Origin of the sequence: Streptococcus mitis (genome assembly GCF_946190285.1) — a bacterium.
In the GTDB taxonomy this organism is placed as follows: Bacteria; Bacillota; Bacilli; order Lactobacillales; family Streptococcaceae; genus Streptococcus; species Streptococcus mitis_CP.
Genome location: NZ_CAMHZX010000007.1, coordinates 36,724 through 55,685, shown reverse-complemented (window position 1 = coordinate 55,685; position 18,962 = coordinate 36,724). Strand labels below are relative to the sequence as shown.

Here is an 18,962-nt window from a genome sequence, read left to right as displayed (position 1 = left end):
ACAAAAATGTTTAGAAAGAAGGTACTCATATGATTAAATATAGTATCCGTGGTGAAAACCTAGAAGTAACAGAAGCAATTCGTGATTATGTAGTTTCTAAACTCGAAAAGATCGAAAAGTATTTTCAAGCTGAACAAGAGTTGGATGCTCGAGTTAACTTGAAGGTGTATCGTGAAAAAACTGCTAAAGTGGAGGTAACGATTCCACTTGGATCAATTACTCTTCGTGCAGAAGATGTGTCTCAAGATATGTATGGTTCAATTGACCTTGTAACCGATAAAATTGAACGTCAGATTCGTAAAAATAAAACAAAAATCGAGCGTAAAAATAAAAACAAGGTAGCAACTAGTCAATTATTTACAGATGCTTTGGTGGAAGATACAAATGTTGTCCAGTCTAGAGTTGTTCGTTCAAAACAAATTGATTTAAAACCAATGGATTTGGAAGAAGCTATTCTACAGATGGATTTGTTGGGACATGATTTCTTTATCTATGTGGATGTTGAAGATCAGACAACCAATGTGATTTATCGTCGTGAGGATGGCGAGATTGGCTTGTTAGAAGTTAAAGAATCTTAATTTCAATATGTGTAAAGGAAGGTTTACTGAATTGTAAACCTCCTTTTTCTTATAATTGATAGAATTACTGATTACACTTTTAAAAAGTCGCTTTTTGGTGGTTATTATGGTATAATGGGTGCCAAGAGGTTTGGAATGAAAAAATTTTATGTAAGTCCTATTTTCCCCTTAATATTAGGAATAGTGGCGTTCGGAGTGCTATCTGTGCAACTTGTTTTTGTAACGAATACACTGGTAACGCTATTTCTTTTGCTACTTATTTTGGGTTCATATATTTTACTATTCATCCATCAGAGAGACTACTACTCAAAGAGTGAAGTAGAACAAATCCAGTATGTAAACCACCAAGCTGAAGATAGTTTGACAACCTTGTTAGAACAGATGCCTGTCGGAGTTATTAAACTAGACTTATCGTCAGGTGAAGTTGAATGGTTCAATCCTTACGCTGAATTGATTTTGACTAATGAAGTGGGCGAGATTGATGTTGCATTAATTCAAACAATTATAAAGGCGTCTGTGGGGAATCCAGGTTCTTATGCAACCTTAGGTGAGATCCGTTATTCGGTTCATATGGACAAGGTATCTGGAGTTCTTTACTTCTTTGATGTGTCTGGAGAATACGAAGCGACTGTTGAGTTAGTTACGAGTAGACCTGTTATTGGGATTGTCTCCGTTGACAACTATGATGATTTAGAAGATGAAACATCGGAGTCTGATATCAGTCATATTAATAGTTTTGTAGCCAATTTTGTTTCAGAATTTGCTGGGAAGCATGCCATGTTCTCTCGTCGAGTGAGTATGGACCGCTTTTATCTATTTACGGACTACACGGTGCTTGAGGGATTGATGAATGATAAATTTTCTGTGATTGATGCATTCAGAGAAGAGTCGAAACAGAGACAGTTGCCTTTGACCTTAAGTATGGGATTTTCTTATGGTGATGGAAATCACGATGAAATCGGGAAAGTTGCATTGCTCAACTTGAACTTGGCTGAAGTGCGTGGTGGCGACCAAGTGGTTGTCAAGGAAAACGACGAAACGAAAAATCCAGTTTATTTTGGTGGTGGATCTGCTGCCTCAATCAAACGTACACGGACTCGTACGCGTGCTATGATGACAGCTATTTCAGATAAGATTCGAAGTGTGGATCAGGTTTTTGTAGTTGGTCACAAAAATCTAGATATGGATGCTTTGGGTTCTGCTGTAGGTATGCAGTTATTTGCCAGCAATGTGACTCAAAATAGCTATGCTATTTATGATGAAGAACAAATGTCGCCGGATATTGAACGAGCTGTTTCATTCTTAGAAAAAGAAGGAGTTACAAAGTTGTTGTCTGTTAAGGATGCAATGGGTATGGTGACCAATCGTTCTTTGTTGATTCTTGTTGACCATTCAAAGACAGCTTTAACTTTATCAAAAGAATTTTATGATTTGTTTACCCAAACCATCGTCATCGACCACCACAGAAGGGATCAGGATTTCCCAGATAATGCAGTTATCACTTATATCGAAAGTGGTGCAAGCAGTGCCAGTGAGTTGGTAACGGAGTTGATTCAGTTCCAAAATTCTAAGAAAAATCGTTTGAGTCGTATGCAAGCAAGTGTCTTGATGGCTGGTATGATGTTGGATACTAAAAATTTCACATCACGAGTGACTAGTCGGACATTTGATGTTGCTAGCTATCTCAGAACGCGCGGAAGTGATAGTATTGCTATTCAGGAAATGTCTGCAACAGATTTTGAAGAATATCGTGAGGTCAATGAACTGATTTTACAGGGGCGTAAATTAGGTTCAGATGTACTAATAGCAGAGGCTAAGGACTCGAAATGCTATGACACAGTTGTTATTAGTAAGGCAGCAGATGCCATGTTAGCCATGTCAGGAATTGAAGCGAGTTTTGTTCTTGCGAAAAATACACAAGGCTTTATATCCATCTCAGCTCGGAGTCGTAGTAAACTGAATGTGCAACGGATTATGGAAGAGTTAGGCGGTGGAGGCCACTTTAATTTGGCAGCAGCTCAAATTAAAGATTTAACCTTGTCAGAAGCAGGTGAAAAACTGACAGAAATTGTATTAAATGAAATAAAGCAAAAGGAGAAAGAAGAATGAAAGTAATCTTTTTAGCAGATGTTAAAGGAAAAGGTAAAAAAGGCGAAATTAAGGAAGTACCAACAGGGTATGCACAAAACTTTCTTATCAAAAAGAATCTAGCCAAAGAAGCGACTGCTCAAGCGGTAGGTGAGCTTCGTGGTAAACAAAAATCTGAAGAAAAAGCTCACGCTGAGATGATTGCAGAAGCAAAAGCAATCAAAGCCCAACTTGAAGCAGAAGAAACTGTTGTAGAATTTGTTGAAAAAGTTGGTCCAGATGGTCGTACTTTTGGTTCTATTACCAACAAGAAGATTGCAGAAGAACTGCAAAAGCAATTTGGAATTAAGATTGATAAACGTCATATTCAAGTACAAGCTCCGATTCGAGCAGTTGGTTTGATTGATGTACCAGTGAAAATCTATCAAGATATCACAAGTGTGATCAATCTTCGTGTGAAAGAAGGGTAAATTTACACTTTCTTGACAAGATTGTAAAAGGAAGGGAAGTCTGATGGCAGAAGTAGAAGAGTTACGAGTACAACCTCAAGATATCTTAGCTGAGCAATCCGTTTTAGGGGCTATCTTTATTGACGAGAGTAAGCTTGTTTTTGTGCGAGAATATATTGAGTCTCGGGACTTTTTTAAGTATGCCCATCGTTTGATTTTCCAAGCTATGGTCGATTTATCCGATCGTGGCGATGCTATAGATGCAACAACGGTTCGTACCATTCTTGATAATCAAGGTGATTTACAGAATATTGGTGGCCTGTCTTACTTGGTTGAGATTGTCAATTCTGTGCCAACTTCTGCTAATGCGGAGTATTATGCTAAGATTGTTGCAGAGAAGGCCATGCTACGTCGATTAATCTCCAAGTTGACAGAGTCTGTCAATCAAGCTTACGAGGCTTCGCAACCAGCTGATGAAATCATTGCTCAGGCAGAAAAAGGCCTGATTGATGTCAGCGAAAATGCTAATCGAAGTGGATTTAAGAACATTCGAGATGTGTTGAATATCAACTTTGGAAATCTGGAAGCTCGTTCGCAACAAACGACCGATATTACAGGTATTGCGACAGGCTATCGTGATTTGGATCATATGACGACTGGACTTCATGAGGAGGAGTTGATTATCTTAGCAGCCCGTCCAGCTGTTGGTAAGACAGCCTTTGCCTTGAATATTGCTCAGAATATTGGGACTAAGTTGGACAAAACAGTTGCTATTTTTTCACTGGAAATGGGTGCGGAAAGTCTAGTGGACCGTATGTTAGCGGCAGAAGGTTTGGTAGAATCGCATTCTATCCGTACGGGTCAATTGACTGATGAGGAGTGGCAAAAATATACTATTGCTCAGGGTAATCTAGCTAACGCCAGTATCTATATCGATGATACGCCAGGGATTCGGATTACAGAGATTCGTTCTCGTTCTCGTAAACTGGCTCAAGAAACTGGAAATCTTGGTTTGATTTTAATAGACTATTTGCAGCTTATCACGGGAACTGGTCGAGAAAATCGTCAACAAGAGGTTTCAGAAATTTCACGTCAGTTGAAAATTTTAGCTAAGGAACTGAAGGTTCCAGTAATTGCTCTAAGTCAGCTTTCTCGCGGTGTAGAACAACGTCAGGATAAGAGACCGGTCTTGTCTGATATTCGTGAATCTGGGTCTATTGAGCAGGACGCTGATATTGTAGCCTTTCTTTATCGCGACGATTACTATGAGCGTGGTGGTGAAGAAGAGGAAGGCATACCGAATAATAAGGTAGAAGTTATTATCGAGAAAAACCGTAGTGGAGCTCGTGGAACGGTGGAATTAATTTTCCAAAAAGAATACAATAAATTTTCAAGTATCTCAAAGAGGGAGGCATAAGATGTCAGATGCATTTACAGATGTAGCTAAGATGAAAAAAATAAAAGAAGAAATCAAGGCACATGAGGGACAAGTCGTAGAAATGACTTTGGAGAATGGTCGTAAGCGCCAAAAAAATAGATTGGGTAAGCTAATTGAAGTTTATCCATCCCTATTTATCGTTGAATTTGGGAACGTTGAAGGAGATAAACAAGCTAATGTTTACGTTGAATCCTTTACTTACTCAGATATCCTTACAGAAAAGAATTTGATTCATTATCTTGACTAAAGTGAGAAATTTTCTCACTTTTTCTTTTTTCTCCGAATAGTTTAAGTGAAGGTAATCTTCGATTTATATTATTTTTCAAGGAGGAAGAATGAAAATTTCACCATTTAAAGTAGCAGAGACAAGATTTTCTTTTAGAAAATCAGCTAAAAAGGTTGTTCCCTTTTTAGTAGTAGGATTGATGTTAGCAGCGGGTAATAGTGTATATGCCTATTCCGGAGGAAATGGATCAATTGCGCGTGGGGATGATTATCCTGCTCATTATAAAAATGGGAGCCAGGAGATTGATAAGTGGCGCATGTATTCTCGTCAGTGTACTTCTTTTGCAGCCTTTCGTTTGAGTAATGTCAATGGTTTTGAGATTCCGGCGGCTTATGGAAATGCAAATGAATGGGGCTATCGTGCTCGTCGTGAAGGCTATCGTGTCGATAATAGACCAGCTATTGGCTCCATTGCCTGGTCTACTGCAGGAACTTATGGTCATGTTGCCTGGGTGTCAAATGTAATAGGAGATGAGATTGAGATTGAAGAATACAACTATGGAATAAGAGAATCTTACAATAAGCGCGTCGTGAAGGCCAATACCATGACTGGTTTTATTCATTTTAAAGATTTAGCTGGTGGCAGTGTTGGGAATAGTCAATCCTCACCTTCAACAGGAGGAACACATTTTTTCAAGTCTAAGGCTGCTATCAAAAATCAGCCTCTAGCTAGCGCAACTGCGATTGATTACTATTATCCTGGGGAGAATGTTCATTATGATCAAATTCTCGAAAAAGATGGATACAAGTGGTTGAGTTATACGGCTTATAACGGAAGTCGTCGCTATATCCAGCTAGAGGGAGTAACCTCTTCACAGAATTATCAGAATCAATCAGGAAATAGCTCTAACTATGGATCCAATAACAGTTCAACTGTCGGTTGGAAGAAAATAAATGGTAGTTGGTATCATTTCAAATCAAATGGGTCTAAATCAACAGGCTGGTTGAAAGATGGTTCTACCTGGTATTATTTGAAATCATCTGGTGAAATGCAGACAGGATGGTTAAAGGAAAATGGTCTGTGGTATTATTTGGATAGTTCAGGGGCAATGAAAACAGGTTGGTATCAAGTCTCTGGTAAGTGGTATTATTCTTACTCTTCAGGCGCCTTAGCTGTTAATACGACGGTGGATGGCTACAGAGTAAACAGTGATGGAGAACGAGTATAGAAAATGGAAGTAGGAAATTTTTCCTACTTTTTCTGTAAGCAGTTTCCTTGACATTTTTTTTGTTTTGCGCTATCATATGTCCATATAATATATGGGAGTCTGTGTACAGTCTGAGAGGAAGTGTTAAACTTCGACCGCACCTGATCTGGGTAATGCCAGCGTAGGGAACGATACTTAGTCTAATTCTGCACCTTTTCCATGTATGGTAAAGGTTTTTCTTTTTATCAAAGGAAAACGAGAAGAGGAGGTTCTTATGAAAGCAAGCATTGCCTTGCAAATTTTACCCCTATCACAGGAGATTGATCGGATTGCCGTTATTGATCAAGTCATTGCTTATCTGCAAGCTCAAGAAGTGACTATGATGGTGACACCATTTGAAACGGTCTTGGAAGGGGAGTTTGATGAGCTCATGCGCATTCTCAAAGAAGCGCTAGAGGTAGCAGGGCAGGAGGCAGATAATGTCTTTGCCAATGTCAAAATAAATGTAGGAGAGATTTTAAGTATTGATGAGAAACTTGAAAAGTATACTGAGACGACACATTAGTCTATTGGGCTTTCTAGGAGTCTTGTCAATCTGGCAGTTAGCAGGTTTTCTTAAACTTCTCCCCAAGTTTATCCTGCCGACACCTCTTGAAATCCTCCAGTCTTTTGTGCGTGATAGAGAATTTCTCTGGCACCATAGCTGGGCGACCTTGAGAGTGGCTTTATTGGGTCTAATTTTGGGAGTCTTGATTGCCTGTCTCATGGCTGTGCTCATGGATAGTTTGACTTGGCTCAATGACCTGATTTACCCTATGATGGTGGTTGTTCAGACCATTCCGACTATTGCCATAGCTCCTATCCTGGTCTTGTGGCTCGGTTATGGGATTTTACCCAAGATTGTCTTGATTGTCTTGACGACTACCTTTCCTATCATCGTCAGCATTTTGGACGGTTTTAGGCATTGTGACAAGGATATGCTGACCTTGTTTAGTCTGATGCAGGCCAAACCTTGGCAAATCCTGTGGCATTTTAAAATCCCAGTCAGCCTGCCTTACTTTTATGCAGGTCTGAGAGTCAGTGTCTCCTACGCCTTTATCACAACAGTGGTATCTGAGTGGTTGGGAGGCTTTGAAGGACTAGGTGTCTACATGATTCAGTCCAAGAAACTGTTTCAGTATGATACCATGTTTGCTATTATTATTCTGGTATCGATTATCAGCCTTCTGGGTATGAAGTTGGTCGATATTAGTGAAAAATATGTTATTAAATGGAAACGTTCGTAGAATTAGAATGTTTCGAAAAAGAAAAGAGGAAATCAAAATGAAGAAAACATGGAAAGTGTTTTTAACGCTTGTGACAGCTCTTGTAGCTGTTGTGCTTGTGGCCTGTGGTCAAGGAACTGCTTCTAAGGACAACAAAGAGGCAGAACTCAAGAAGATTGACTTTATCCTAGACTGGACACCAAATACCAACCACACAGGGCTTTATGTGGCTAAGGAAAAAGGTTATTTCAAAGAAGCTGGAGTGGATGTTGATTTGAAATTGCCACCAGAAGAAAGTTCTTCTGACTTAGTCATTAACGGTAAGGCACCATTTGCAGTCTATTTCCAAGACTATATGGCTAAAAAATTGGAAAAAGGAGCAGGAATTACTGCCGTTGCAGCTATCGTAGAACACAATACATCAGGAATCATTTCTCGTAAATCTGACAATGTAGCTAGTCCAAAAGACTTGGTTGGTAAGAAATACGGAACTTGGAATGACCCAACTGAACTTGCTATGTTGAAGACCTTGGTAGAATCACAAGGTGGAGACTTTGAGAAGGTCGAAAAAGTACCAAATAACGACTCAAACTCCATCACACCGATTGCCAATGGGGTCTTTGATACTGCTTGGATCTACTACGGTTGGGATGGTATCCTTGCAAAATCTCAAGGTGTAGATGCTAATTTCATGTACTTGAAAGACTACGTTAAAGAATTTGACTACTACTCACCAGTTATCATCGCAAACAACGACTATCTGAAAGACAACAAAGAAGAAGCTCGTAAAGTCATCCAAGCTATCAAAAAAGGTTACCAATATGCTATGGAGCATCCAGAGGAAGCGGCAGATATTCTCATCAAGAATGCACCTGAACTCCAGGAAAAACGTGACTTTGTCATCGAATCTCAAAAATACTTGTCAAAAGAATACGCAAGCGACAAGGAAAAATGGGGTCAATTTGATGCAGCTCGCTGGAACGCCTTCTACAAATGGGATAAAGAAAATGGTATCCTTAAAGAAGACTTGACAGACAAAGGCTTTACCAATGAATTTGTGAAATAATGACAGAAATTAGACTAGAACACGTCAGTTATGCCTACGGTCAAGAGAGGATTTTAGAGGATATCAATCTGAAAGTGACTTCAGGTGAAGTGGTTTCTATCCTAGGTCCCAGTGGTGTAGGCAAGACTACCCTCTTTAACCTGATTGCAGGAATTTTAGAAGTCCAGTCAGGTAGAATTGTCCTTGACGGCGAGGAAAATCCCAAGGGGCGCGTGAGTTATATGCTACAAAAGGATCTCCTCTTGGAGCACAAGACGGTGCTTGGTAATATCATTCTGCCCCTCTTGATTCAAAAGGTGGATAAGGCAGAAGCTATTTCCCGAGCAGATGAAATTCTTGCGACCTTCCAGTTGACAGCTGTACGAGACAAGTATCCCCATGAACTTAGTGGGGGGATGCGTCAGCGTGTAGCCTTGCTTCGAACTTACCTTTTCGGGCACAAGCTCTTTCTCTTGGATGAGGCCTTTAGCGCCTTGGATGAGATGACCAAGATGGAACTACACGCTTGGTATCTTGAGATTCACAAGCAGTTGCAGCTAACAACCTTGATCATCACGCATAGTATCGAGGAGGCCCTCAGTCTCAGCGACCGCATCTATATCTTGAAAAATCGCCCTGGGCAGATTGTTTCAGAAATTAAACTAGATTGGTCTGAAGATGAGGACAAGGAAGTCCAAAAGATTGCCTACAAACGTCAAATCTTGGCAGAATTAGGCTTAGATAAGTAGAAAAATAGGGAGTTGGTGAAGATTATCCTTTACTAGCGCCCTTTTTCTTTTAAAAATAAGAAAATTTCGGTATAATAGTCAAAGATAGTCAAGGTTTAAAGAGAGAGGTGGGTTTGTAATGAGATTTAAAAATACATCGGATCATATTGAGGCCTACATCAAGGCGATTTTAGATCAATCTGGAATTGTAGAATTGCAACGGAGTCAGTTGGCAGATACTTTTCAGGTTGTTCCTAGTCAGATTAACTATGTGATCAAGACACGCTTTACGGAAAGTAGAGGCTACTTGGTTGAAAGTAAGCGTGGTGGCGGAGGCTATATTCGTATAGGACGAATTGAGTTTTCTAGTCATCATGAAATGCTCAGGGAGCTGCTTTACTCAATTGGTGAGCGAGTTAGTCAAGAAATTTATGAGGATATTCTACAGCTTTTGGTTGAGCAGGAATTGATGACCAAGCAGGAGATGAATTTGCTGGTATCAGTAGCTTTGGATCGCGTTCTAGGAGAAGAAGCTCCAGTTGTTCGTGCAAATATGCTAAGACAGGTCATACAAGAGGTAGATAGAAAAGGGAAGTAAGATGAACTATTCAAAAGCATTGAATGAATGTATCGAAAGTGCCTACATGGTTGCTGGCCATTTTGGAGCTCGTTACCTAGAGTCTTGGCACTTGTTGATTGCCATGTCCAACCACAGTTATAGTGTGGCAGGGGCCACTTTAAATGATTATCCATATGAGATGGACCGTTTAGAAGAGGTCGCTTTGGAACTGACTGAAACGGACTATAGCCAGGATGAAACCTTTACGGAATTGCCGTTTTCTCATCGTTTGCAGGTTCTTTTTGACGAAGCAGAGTATGTAGCGTCAGTGGTCCATGCTAAGGTGTTAGGGACAGAGCATGTTCTCTATGCGATTTTGCATGATGGTAATGCCTTGGCGACTCGTATCTTGGAGAGGGCTGGTTTTTCTTATGAAGACAAGAAAGATCAGGTCAAGATTGCTGCCCTACGTCGAAATCTAGAAGAACGTGCAGGCTGGACTCGTGAAGACCTTAAAGCTTTACGTCAACGCCATCGTACAGTAGCTGACAAGCAAAATTCCATGGCCAATATGATGGGCATGCCCCAGACTCCGAGTGGTGGTCTCGAGGACTATACGCATGATTTGACAGAGCAAGCGCGTTCTGGCAAGTTAGAACCAGTCATCGGTCGGGATAAGGAAATCTCGCGTATGATTCAAATCTTGAGCCGTAAAACCAAGAATAATCCTGTCTTGGTTGGGGATGCTGGTGTCGGAAAAACTGCTCTGGCGCTTGGTCTTGCCCAGCGAATTGCTAGTGGGGATGTGCCTACGGAAATGGCTAAGATGCGCGTGTTAGAGCTTGATTTGATGAATGTCGTGGCAGGGACACGTTTCCGTGGTGACTTTGAAGAGCGCATGAATAATATCATTAAGGATATTGAAGAAGATGGCCAAGTCATCCTCTTTATCGATGAACTCCACACTATCATGGGTTCTGGTAGTGGAATTGACTCAACTCTGGATGCGGCCAATATCTTGAAGCCAGCCTTGGCGCGTGGAACCTTGAGAACGGTTGGTGCGACCACTCAGGAAGAATATCAAAAACATATCGAAAAAGATGCGGCCCTTTCTCGTCGTTTCGCAAAAGTGACGATTGAAGAGCCAAGCGTGGCCGACAGTATGACCATTTTACAGGGTTTGAAGGCGACTTATGAGAAACATCACCGTGTGCAAATCACAGATGAAGCGGTTGAAACAGCCGTCAAGATGGCTCATCGTTACTTGACTAGCCGTCACTTGCCAGACTCTGCTATTGATCTCTTGGATGAAGCAGCAGCAACAGTGCAAAATAAGGCAAAGCATGTAAAAGCAGACGATTCAGGTTTGAGTCCAGCTGACAAGGCCTTGATAGATGGTAAGTGGAAACAGGCAGCTCAGTTAATCGCAAAAGAAGAGGAAGTGCCTGTCTATAAAGACTTGGTGACAGAGTCTGATATTTTGACCACCTTGAGTCGCTTGTCAGGTATCCCCGTTCAAAAACTGACTCAGACTGATGCTAAGAAATACTTAAACTTGGAAGCTGAACTGCACAAACGTGTCATCGGTCAAGATCAAGCTGTTTCAAGCATTAGCCGTGCGATTCGCCGCAACCAGTCAGGGATTCGCAGTCATAAGCGTCCGATTGGTTCCTTTATGTTCTTAGGGCCTACAGGTGTCGGTAAGACCGAATTAGCCAAGGCTTTGGCGGAAGTTCTTTTTGATGACGAATCAGCCCTTATCCGCTTTGATATGAGTGAGTATATGGAGAAATTCGCAGCCAGCCGTCTCAACGGAGCTCCTCCGGGTTATGTGGGTTATGAAGAAGGTGGGGAGTTGACCGAGAAAGTTCGCAACAAACCATACTCTGTTCTCCTCTTTGACGAGGTAGAGAAGGCCCACCCAGACATCTTTAATGTTCTCTTGCAGGTGCTGGATGATGGTGTCTTGACAGATAGTAAGGGACGCAAGGTCGACTTTTCAAATACCATTATCATCATGACATCAAACCTTGGTGCGACAGCCCTTCGTGATGACAAGACCGTCGGATTTGGGGCAAAGGACATTCGTTTTGACCAGGAGAATATGGAAAAACGCATGTTCGAAGAGCTGAAAAAGGCTTATAGACCTGAGTTTATCAACCGTATTGATGAAAAGGTGGTCTTCCATAGCCTGTCTAGCGACCATATGCAGGAAGTGGTGAAGATTATGGTCAAACCTTTAGTGGCAAGTTTGGCTGAAAAAGGCATTGACTTGAAATTACAAGCTTCCGCACTGAAATTATTGGCAAATCAAGGATATGACCCAGAGATGGGAGCTCGTCCACTTCGCAGAACCCTGCAAACAGAAGTGGAAGACAAGTTGGCAGAACTTCTTCTTAAGGGAGATTTGGTGGCAGGCAGCACACTTAAGATTGGTGTTAAAGCAGGCCAGTTAAAATTTGATATTGCATAAAAATGGAGAATCAGGAGCAATCTTGGTTCTCTTTTTTGCTAGTTTTTTATAAAAAACAATAAAAAACTATTGACAAAACAAAAATATAGTTTATAATAAAAACATAGATAATGAAAATATCAAAAAATATAAAAAGGCAATAGGTTTATGAAAAAGAAAACAGCAGTGGTATTTGGAACCTTTGCTCCGCTTCATCAAGGACATATCGATCTAATCCAGCGAGCCAAACGGCAGTGTGACCAGGTCTGGGTTGTCGTTTCAGGTTATGAGGGCGACAGAGGGGAACAGGTAGGCTTAACGCTTCAAAAAAGATTCCGCTATATCCGAGAGGCCTTTCGTGATGACGAGTTGACCTCCGTTTGCAAGTTGGATGAGACTAATCTTCCCCGTTACCCTATGGGCTGGCAGGAGTGGTTGGATCAAATGTTAGCGGAGATTTCCTATGATGAAACCCAGCAAGAACTAATTTTCTTTGTGGGAGAAGCAGACTACCAGCAAGAATTATCAAATCGTGGCTTTGAGACTGTCTTGAAAGAAAGAAAGTTTGGTATCTCAGCGACTATGATTCGAGAAAATCCAAGCAAATATTGGAAATATATCGCTCAACCCTTCCGTCGTCAGTTTACAAAGAAGGTGCTGATTATGGGAAGTGCCAGCAATGGGAAGACCACTCTGGCCAAGGATTTGGCAAGGTATTACGATGCGCCAGTCAGCCTGGAATACGCACGTGAGTACCAGATTAAAAACAATGTCCGCGACGATGAATTGACTCCAAAGGATTATTATTATCTCCTTTTGGGGCAGTATGATCAAACCTCTAAGTTAATCGACAGTAATGCCAATAGGGGATTGGTGATAGCAGACACCAACTCCTTAGTAACCAAGGGCTACTATGATTATTACATGGAGACCGAGGACCAAGGGGACTTATCAGGAGAAACCTTTGACAATCTCTTTGTCTCTATCTTGGCTAAGGAAAAATGGGACTTGATTCTCTTTGTGCAACCTGTCGGCTCCTATGTCAATGATGGGTTTAGAGATATGACCATGGCAGAAGACCATATTCGTCATAGTTTTTCCCAGCATTTGGACCAGATTAGGGAGGACTACTTAGCAAACATTCCACTAGTTTATCTAGCAGAAGATTATCTAGGAAATTATGAGGCAGCAAAAGTGGCTATTGATGCCATTTACCAAGCAGATTAGGAGAAAAATATGAAAAAACTAACTAAAAAAATCACACAATTTATCGAAAACTTTAAAAATGTCCATGCGGAAGCCCGCAAGATCGGTTTTGCAGGAATCATGAACCTGCTCTGGAAAGATCTCTTTGTCGGCCGTAGCCTCTTCCAGTGGTTGTATCTTATTGTCCTGTCAAGTGTTCCCTTGATTTTAGAATTCACGCAAAATACAGAAAGTCATGACTGGATGAGCTTGTTTGCATCTTGGACTGGGATTGTCTGTGTTATCTTGGTAGCAGAAGGGCGTGCAAGCAATTATCTCTTTGGGGCCATTAACTCTGCTATCTATTTGGTTTTGGCTATGAATGCGACTTTTTATGGTGAAGTTTTGACGACTGTTTACTTCTTTGTCATGCAGCCGATTGGTCTCTATGCTTGGCTGTCCAACCGTATCAATGACCAAGGAAAAGTAGAAGAATCTCACTTTGAAGCTAAGAAATTATCTGTTTTTGACTGGCTCAAGTACTTAGCCTTAACTGCTATCATCTGGATTGGTATGGGCTTGGCTTACCAAAGTATCCATAGTGCTCGCCCTTTCCGTGATAGTGTTACCGATGCGACTAATGGTGTAGGTCAGCTCTTGATGACACGTCTCTACCGTGAGCAATGGATTTTCTGGATTGCAACCAATCTTTTTAGTATCTACCTCTGGTGGGGTGAAAATATCCATATCCAAGGGATGTACTGGGTTTACACACTCAATAGTCTAGTAGGTTGGTACCAATGGACCAAGGCAGTTCGTAAGGAGGCATAAAATGGCGGACACGATGATTCCAGCAGGGATGACGGAAAAAGAATTTTTTGAAGTTCATGCAAGTCAGGAAGAGTTTTTAGACTGGTACTACAAGCAGGAACTCCCTCAATACGAAAAACCAAGTGTGACGGTGGATATGGTAGCCTACTGCTTTGTCGAAGGAAAGATCAAGCTCTTATTAATTCGTCGCAAGGCTCACCCTTATCAAAATTGTTTGGCTCTGGTTGGAGGATTTATGGACAAGGGCGAAGATGCTGCGCATGCCTGTCAGCGTGAGGTGAGAGAAGAAGTCAATCTCGATCTTCCTTTGGAAAAAATCGAGCAATTGATGACCGTATCGACTCCCGGCCGTGACCCACGGGGCTGGACAGTGACCATTGCCCACTTGGTTTATTTGCCTAGTCGTGCATTAGAACTTGTTCAAGCAGGAGACGATGCCAAGGATGTGGTTTTTGTAGATGTCGATTTTCAGACGGGTAAGTGCTTCTTAGAGGGAGTAGAGTTGGAGGAGCAAGCTTTCGCTTTTGACCATTATGCCATTATCCAAGAATCCATCAAACGAATCCAAGGCCGCCTCGACTGGAATCCGACCTTCCTTTATCTGCTGGAGGAGGAGTTCACTGTTTACGAAGGGACTGAACTGGTCAATCTTATCAACCCCGGTCGTCCAATCGTCAGCAATAACTTTCTCGTAAAATACGGAGAATATGTAGAAGAAGTTGGACTCAAACGAGTGCCTAAAAAGAAACCAAGAAAAACCTATCGATTGAAATAAAAAACGAGGTCGGGAAAAGTTCCCGATCTCTTTATTTGCCTTTATTAGTTTGATTTGCTGTTGCGACTGTTTTAGGGATGGCTATCTTTCTTAGAATTACTCAACATGTGAGTAAAGAAGTCTTTGTATCTATACTTGAGATAGTTCTCATGTAAAAATAACAAAGCAATATAAACAATCAAAAAGATTGTAGTCAGATAAAACACATCAAATGCAGTTCGCGCATAGTGAGTGGCTGACTGATAAGAGCCAATAGCTCCCAAAATCAACCAAGGAAGATACTTGTAATACTTATTTAGCATAAGAATGCACCTCCTGTATTCTATTTCAATGTTATTATATTCCTTTGCACTTAAAGATGCAAGCGATTATACAAAAACAAATTCAAATTTTTAATAGGAAAATCTCCTGTTTTTCTGTTTTATTACGAATAGAAGAGTAGGAGGAGTAAATGTATCTAAATTATGTGAGATTTTTAAAATAGTTTAGATAAAATGTTGACATATTTAAATCCCAATGTTACAATTATATTACAAAAAGATTTCTTTATATTTCTAAAATATTACAAAGGAGTAGAAAAATGAAAAAGAAAACCTATATCAAATTGGTGGCAGCAACTGTATTGGCTTCTACCTTGCTAATGGGAGCTTGTGGAAATAAAAAGGAAACAACTCAAGCAAGCAGTTCTGCTAAGACAAGCCAATCATCAAGTTCTAAAGCAGCTTCTGCTAGCAAAGAAAGCAAGACTCAGAAGTCCTCAAGTTCAGCTTCATCTGAAAAGGCCAAGGCATCTACTGATCAATCTTCAGCAACTGCAACGCCATCACAAGCGGCACCTGCACCAGAGCAAAGACAAGGTCAAGAAGTGGCTAATCAACAGGCGGCTAGTCAACAAACTCCTGCTCAGACTCCTTCCACTCAACAGGCTCCTCAAGTCCAATCTAACCAATCAAGCTATGATCCTACAACTGACCGCAAACTTCAAGACAAACAAGCAGAGCAAAATAAACGCTACAAGGGTGTTTTAACCATGGTAGATGGTGATTTCTCAGCTGCAACGGGCAATTGGAAGGGAGCAAATGGCGAAACTATCACAGTTTCATCAGGTGGTCAATTTACAGTAGAATCTTCTGATGGAAAGAAAGAAAATTACTCTATCAAAGGCTATTCTTATACTCTTGATGATGGCAAGTATAATGCCAAAATTGGTGGAGGAAAAGTCATCCAAATTACAACAGGAGCGGATGGTAAGGTTTCCAGCGTTGCTTTGAATCAATAATAACCTTCAGTATTTGAATTTTTACAATCAAAAACCCGTAACCTTTAAGAGAGTTATGGGTTTTAAACTATTAAGCCTTATCCAGTTGCAAGAGGGATTCAATCTCTGCTAGGGTGCTAGCTTGTGAAATGGCTCCACGGAGTTTAGCTGCACCAGATGTTCCACGAAGATAGTGAGGAGCGAGTCCACGGAATTCACGAACTGCTACGTCTTCCCCCTTGAGGTTAATCAAACGTTTCAAGTGTTCGTAGACGATTTTCATCTTGTCTTCAAAGGTCAAATCAGGTAGGATTTTACCTACTAGAAAATTGTATCAGTTATATTTCGAAAGAAAAAAGAATAAATTTAACTATAAAACCTGTCTTATTGAATGAAAAAATGGTAGAATAAACATCAATATCAAGTGAAATGTGGAGTGTTGCAAACAATGAAGTCAAAAATGTTTCGATTTTATTTTGTTTTGTTATTTATTTTCTTTTTTTATTTTTCATTTTCAATATTTAACCGAACGTACAGTGGAATCACCGTAGATAAACATGATAATGAGTGGATAGTTAGACAAGTCCATAATCTGGGAAGCTTTGCAAATCATCAAGAGATAATAGGGTCATCAATTATACAAATAGACGGTCAGAGTCCAGATAGTAATTTTTTATTATCTCGATTTTTAATTGTTGAACCGCTTCATTCTGTGACAGTGTTAGATAGAGGAATTTCAAAGAATTTAATAATAGAATCTGGGAAATCAAGCCAAATTATCTTTCTTGTTTTATCAATCATTGCTTTTCTGATTCTACTGTTATTTCGCTTATACATAAAAGGGAGAAGTAGAGGAAAAACTGGAAAACGATATTTTTATTTTATTATTTATACTAGTCTGATGTTATTATCGATTATTCCATCAAGTATAGGAGATGTATTTGGTCGTAGTCTATTAATTTCATACTTGACTTTATTTCCATTATTCATGGATATCTTCATTAGAGTGTTAGTCCTGAAGATAAAAGGTTCAACCATTTCTAACTTTTCTCGTATTATACTGGGCTATTCACTCATCACTCAACTTTTGTTTGTTTATAATCTTATACAGCCCATTGATTTTTTGACCATCTTTTTTTCTAGGGGGGTATTTTATTTAGTATTTTTCTTTTTAGTTATCCTACTGTTAAAGATGCTTATAAATTACTCTCAGATAAGAGAAATGTTGCCAATTCATACCTTATTTTTAGCAGTTCTTGCCTTATTTCCTCTATTTTTTGGATATATTTTTCCGATTGGTAAGGAAGTTTCGTTTATTTATAGTATTCCTCTATTGTTGCTTATTTTGTTCTCTATTGTAAATAACTTGATACTAGAGCGAATGATATATGTTGCTTGGAAGTGGAACCCGTTCATATATAACTTGATATTTGCAGTTTTTTTTACTAGTCTAATTATTCTTTTTAGTCTGTTATTAAGAGAATTTTCTCCAATTTTTTTCGTTCTTTACACTTTTCTTTTTTCGCTAGCTTTGTTACCTGAAATAAGGAAAATGATGTTGATTAGCCATAAAATGGAGGGAATCTTTAGTAGTTTTCATACTTTTGTAGCTACTGAATTGGAGAGGGAAGAAATTGCAACGTTTATACATGATACTACAATTCAGAAGGTTATTTATTATAAAAAGCAGTTAGAAATTAGTGAACAAATTAATAGGGTAGCTTTATTAGAGATGTTGGATGATATTGTCTTTGAATTAAGAGATTTATGTTCCAATATCTATCCTTTAATGGTGCATGAATTAGGGCTGAAAGAATCTATTACTAGCATATTAAACCAATTCATGAAGATGGAAACTGTTTCGATTATGACAACTTTTTCAATAGATGAAGAAAAAGTTAATGATAAAGTGGGCACGTTTGTATTAAGGACAGTTAAAGAACTAGTAAATAATAGTATTCTTCATGGGAATGCTAGAGAAATTACTGTAGATTTATCTACAAAAGAAAAGATTTTATCAATTGTAGTTATAGATGATGGTATTTTTAAGGGAAACTATCAGTCTAATGAACATCATTTTGGTTTAAATAGAATTGTAGAGAAGGTTCATTTATTGGGGGGAACTGTTCAGATAAATATAGAACCTACAAGTGTGAAGATACGAATACCTATAGAAGGGAAGAAAAATGATTCGTTTGGTTTTGATTGATGATCATAGTTTAGTGTTACAAGGATTGGAGAACTATTTTTTAAAGGAAGATGATTTTAAAATTGTTGGTTCCTATACAGAAGTAGCAGATTTACTTCTTTGTCTCAAGCATGAAAAGGTAGATGTGCTAGTTATGGATTTTATGCTGAAAGGAGTAACGGCATTTGATGTTATTAGTCAAATAAATAGATTTCTGAATACAGTTCCCAAGATAGTTCTTTTGTCAGGGTTTTATGACACTTTGTTACATAAGAGAGCGATGGACTTTGGGATTCAAGCTTTTTTACCCAAAGAAAGTTCTTATTTGGATGTTAAAAGTGCAATTTATGCTGTTTATAAGGGCAATCATGTTATCCCAGATGGTTTGATAGAAAAGCAAGAAAATAATCTATTGACAGATACGGAGTTAAGTGTATTGGAACTTATTGTAAAAGAATATTCTAATGAAAAGATAGCAAATAGTTTATTTGTCAGCAGGAGAACGGTGGATACCCATGTTTCAAATATTTGTTCAAAGTTGGGAGTGACGAGTAGAGTTGGAGCTGTACGTGAGGCTATTCGATTAAATCTAGTATCTTTATAATTTATCCTAAAAAGGCAAGAAGGTTTTCGTAAATTACGGATTCTTTCTTGTCTTTTTTTGTTTAAGATAGAGTCAGTTTAACAGAT

General features: G+C 39.5%; 19 protein-coding genes, 1 pseudogene and 1 riboswitch. Of the genes and pseudogenes, 18 read left to right on the top strand and 2 right to left on the bottom strand.

Annotated features, from left to right (window positions below; genetic code table 11):
* Positions 1–29: 29 nt before the first annotated feature.
* The 15 genes from hpf to N8L39_RS08340 all read left to right on the top strand — a co-directional run bounded on the left by hpf (position 30) and on the right by N8L39_RS08340 (position 14,826).
* Entirely contained in the window at positions 30–578 is a 549-nt protein-coding gene (hpf, locus tag N8L39_RS08410) for a ribosome hibernation-promoting factor, HPF/YfiA family (RefSeq protein ID WP_004255322.1), read from the top strand.
* A gap of 135 nt (positions 579–713) precedes the next feature.
* Entirely contained in the window at positions 714–2,687 is a 1,974-nt protein-coding gene (locus N8L39_RS08405; RefSeq protein WP_261010696.1) for a DHH family phosphoesterase, read from the top strand.
* Positions 2,684–3,136, top strand: a complete 453-nt coding sequence (rplI, locus tag N8L39_RS08400) for a 50S ribosomal protein L9 (RefSeq protein ID WP_000864214.1) — start codon at positions 2,684–2,686, stop codon at positions 3,134–3,136. The genes N8L39_RS08405 and rplI overlap by 4 nt, the downstream gene beginning before the upstream one ends.
* Before the next feature lie 43 nt (positions 3,137–3,179).
* Positions 3,180–4,532, top strand: a complete 1,353-nt coding sequence (dnaB, locus tag N8L39_RS08395; protein ID WP_004263550.1) for a replicative DNA helicase — start codon at positions 3,180–3,182, stop codon at positions 4,530–4,532.
* A 1-nt stretch (position 4,533) separates the two neighbouring features.
* Entirely contained in the window at positions 4,534–4,800 is a 267-nt protein-coding gene (locus N8L39_RS08390; RefSeq protein WP_001278169.1) for a Veg family protein, read from the top strand.
* Positions 4,801–4,888: 88 nt separating this feature from the next.
* Positions 4,889–6,007, top strand: coding sequence for a choline binding-anchored murein hydrolase CbpD (gene cbpD, locus N8L39_RS08385; RefSeq protein WP_261010697.1), 1,119 nt, complete (start codon positions 4,889–4,891; stop codon positions 6,005–6,007).
* 81 nt (positions 6,008–6,088) lie between these two features.
* Positions 6,089–6,191, top strand: a riboswitch (TPP riboswitch).
* Between the two features lie 69 nt (positions 6,192–6,260).
* Positions 6,261–6,551: a thiamine-binding protein gene (locus N8L39_RS08380; protein WP_261010698.1), complete on the top strand. Its 291-nt coding sequence runs from the start codon at positions 6,261–6,263 to the stop codon at positions 6,549–6,551.
* Positions 6,514–7,272 carry an ABC transporter permease gene (locus N8L39_RS08375; protein WP_261010699.1) on the top strand — a complete coding sequence of 253 codons (759 nt, stop codon included), beginning with the start codon at positions 6,514–6,516 and terminating at the stop codon, positions 7,270–7,272. The genes N8L39_RS08380 and N8L39_RS08375 overlap by 38 nt, the downstream gene beginning before the upstream one ends.
* 37 nt (positions 7,273–7,309) lie before the next feature.
* Positions 7,310–8,317, top strand: coding sequence for an ABC transporter substrate-binding protein (locus N8L39_RS08370; RefSeq protein WP_261010700.1), 1,008 nt, complete (start codon positions 7,310–7,312; stop codon positions 8,315–8,317).
* Entirely contained in the window at positions 8,317–9,045 is a 729-nt protein-coding gene (locus tag N8L39_RS08365; protein WP_261010701.1) for an ABC transporter ATP-binding protein, read from the top strand. The genes N8L39_RS08370 and N8L39_RS08365 overlap by 1 nt, the downstream gene beginning before the upstream one ends.
* A gap of 118 nt (positions 9,046–9,163) precedes the next feature.
* The gene (locus N8L39_RS08360; RefSeq protein WP_001211279.1) at positions 9,164–9,622 is read left to right on the top strand and encodes a CtsR family transcriptional regulator; all 459 of its coding nucleotides are present in this window, start codon (positions 9,164–9,166) and stop codon (positions 9,620–9,622) included.
* A gap of 1 nt (position 9,623) precedes the next feature.
* Positions 9,624–12,056: an ATP-dependent Clp protease ATP-binding subunit gene (locus tag N8L39_RS08355; protein WP_261010702.1), complete on the top strand. Its 2,433-nt coding sequence runs from the start codon at positions 9,624–9,626 to the stop codon at positions 12,054–12,056.
* Positions 12,057–12,203: 147 nt separating this feature from the next.
* The gene (locus tag N8L39_RS08350) at positions 12,204–13,262 is read left to right on the top strand and encodes an AAA family ATPase (RefSeq protein ID WP_261010703.1); all 1,059 of its coding nucleotides are present in this window, start codon (positions 12,204–12,206) and stop codon (positions 13,260–13,262) included.
* 9 nt (positions 13,263–13,271) lie between these two features.
* Positions 13,272–14,051 (top strand): nicotinamide riboside transporter PnuC, encoded by a 780-nt coding sequence (gene pnuC / locus N8L39_RS08345; RefSeq protein WP_261010704.1) that lies wholly within the window; start codon positions 13,272–13,274, stop codon positions 14,049–14,051.
* Between the two features lies 1 nt (position 14,052).
* Positions 14,053–14,826 carry an NUDIX hydrolase gene (locus N8L39_RS08340; protein ID WP_261010705.1) on the top strand — a complete coding sequence of 258 codons (774 nt, stop codon included), beginning with the start codon at positions 14,053–14,055 and terminating at the stop codon, positions 14,824–14,826.
* Positions 14,827–14,897: 71 nt separating this feature from the next.
* On the opposite strand, the gene N8L39_RS08335 is transcribed toward N8L39_RS08340, so the two are convergent.
* Positions 14,898–15,128 carry a hypothetical protein gene (locus tag N8L39_RS08335; protein ID WP_024057553.1) on the bottom strand — a complete coding sequence of 77 codons (231 nt, stop codon included), beginning with the start codon at positions 15,126–15,128 and terminating at the stop codon, positions 14,898–14,900.
* A gap of 278 nt (positions 15,129–15,406) precedes the next feature.
* Here N8L39_RS08335 and N8L39_RS08330 point away from each other — a divergent pair, with 278 nt between their 5' ends.
* Positions 15,407–16,105: a hypothetical protein gene (locus tag N8L39_RS08330; RefSeq protein WP_261010706.1), complete on the top strand. Its 699-nt coding sequence runs from the start codon at positions 15,407–15,409 to the stop codon at positions 16,103–16,105.
* 70 nt (positions 16,106–16,175) lie between these two features.
* Here N8L39_RS08330 and N8L39_RS08325 read toward each other — a convergent pair.
* Positions 16,176–16,412 (bottom strand): annotated as a pseudogene (locus N8L39_RS08325) (tRNA dihydrouridine synthase DusB); the annotation flags it as partial.
* Between the two features lie 120 nt (positions 16,413–16,532).
* Between N8L39_RS08325 and N8L39_RS08320 the strand changes: the two are divergent.
* Both N8L39_RS08320 and N8L39_RS08315 read left to right on the top strand, forming a co-directional pair.
* On the top strand, positions 16,533–18,293 hold the full coding sequence (locus N8L39_RS08320) for a sensor histidine kinase (RefSeq protein WP_261010707.1): 1,761 nt from the start codon (positions 16,533–16,535) through the stop codon (positions 18,291–18,293).
* Positions 18,271–18,876: a response regulator transcription factor gene (locus N8L39_RS08315; RefSeq protein ID WP_261010708.1), complete on the top strand. Its 606-nt coding sequence runs from the start codon at positions 18,271–18,273 to the stop codon at positions 18,874–18,876. The genes N8L39_RS08320 and N8L39_RS08315 overlap by 23 nt, the downstream gene beginning before the upstream one ends.
* Positions 18,877–18,962 lie beyond the last annotated feature (86 nt).

Bases quoted from the DNA above. Each gene is read 5' to 3' on its own strand.
- hpf (WP_004255322.1), top strand. From the start codon at position 30: ATGATTAAATATAGTATCCGTGGTGAAAACCTAGAAGTAACAGAAGCA.
- N8L39_RS08405 (WP_261010696.1), top strand. From the start codon at position 714: ATGAAAAAATTTTATGTAAGTCCTATTTTCCCCTTAATATTAGGAATA.
- rplI (WP_000864214.1), top strand. From the start codon at position 2,684: ATGAAAGTAATCTTTTTAGCAGATGTTAAAGGAAAAGGTAAAAAAGGC.
- dnaB (WP_004263550.1), top strand. From the start codon at position 3,180: ATGGCAGAAGTAGAAGAGTTACGAGTACAACCTCAAGATATCTTAGCT.
- N8L39_RS08390 (WP_001278169.1), top strand. From the start codon at position 4,534: ATGTCAGATGCATTTACAGATGTAGCTAAGATGAAAAAAATAAAAGAA.
- cbpD (WP_261010697.1), top strand. From the start codon at position 4,889: ATGAAAATTTCACCATTTAAAGTAGCAGAGACAAGATTTTCTTTTAGA.
- N8L39_RS08380 (WP_261010698.1), top strand. From the start codon at position 6,261: ATGAAAGCAAGCATTGCCTTGCAAATTTTACCCCTATCACAGGAGATT.
- N8L39_RS08375 (WP_261010699.1), top strand. From the start codon at position 6,514: ATGAGAAACTTGAAAAGTATACTGAGACGACACATTAGTCTATTGGGC.
- N8L39_RS08370 (WP_261010700.1), top strand. From the start codon at position 7,310: ATGAAGAAAACATGGAAAGTGTTTTTAACGCTTGTGACAGCTCTTGTA.
- N8L39_RS08365 (WP_261010701.1), top strand. From the start codon at position 8,317: ATGACAGAAATTAGACTAGAACACGTCAGTTATGCCTACGGTCAAGAG.
- N8L39_RS08360 (WP_001211279.1), top strand. From the start codon at position 9,164: ATGAGATTTAAAAATACATCGGATCATATTGAGGCCTACATCAAGGCG.
- N8L39_RS08355 (WP_261010702.1), top strand. From the start codon at position 9,624: ATGAACTATTCAAAAGCATTGAATGAATGTATCGAAAGTGCCTACATG.
- N8L39_RS08350 (WP_261010703.1), top strand. From the start codon at position 12,204: ATGAAAAAGAAAACAGCAGTGGTATTTGGAACCTTTGCTCCGCTTCAT.
- pnuC (WP_261010704.1), top strand. From the start codon at position 13,272: ATGAAAAAACTAACTAAAAAAATCACACAATTTATCGAAAACTTTAAA.
- N8L39_RS08340 (WP_261010705.1), top strand. From the start codon at position 14,053: ATGGCGGACACGATGATTCCAGCAGGGATGACGGAAAAAGAATTTTTT.
- N8L39_RS08335 (WP_024057553.1), bottom strand. From the start codon at position 15,128: ATGCTAAATAAGTATTACAAGTATCTTCCTTGGTTGATTTTGGGAGCT.
- N8L39_RS08330 (WP_261010706.1), top strand. From the start codon at position 15,407: ATGAAAAAGAAAACCTATATCAAATTGGTGGCAGCAACTGTATTGGCT.
- N8L39_RS08320 (WP_261010707.1), top strand. From the start codon at position 16,533: ATGAAGTCAAAAATGTTTCGATTTTATTTTGTTTTGTTATTTATTTTC.
- N8L39_RS08315 (WP_261010708.1), top strand. From the start codon at position 18,271: ATGATTCGTTTGGTTTTGATTGATGATCATAGTTTAGTGTTACAAGGA.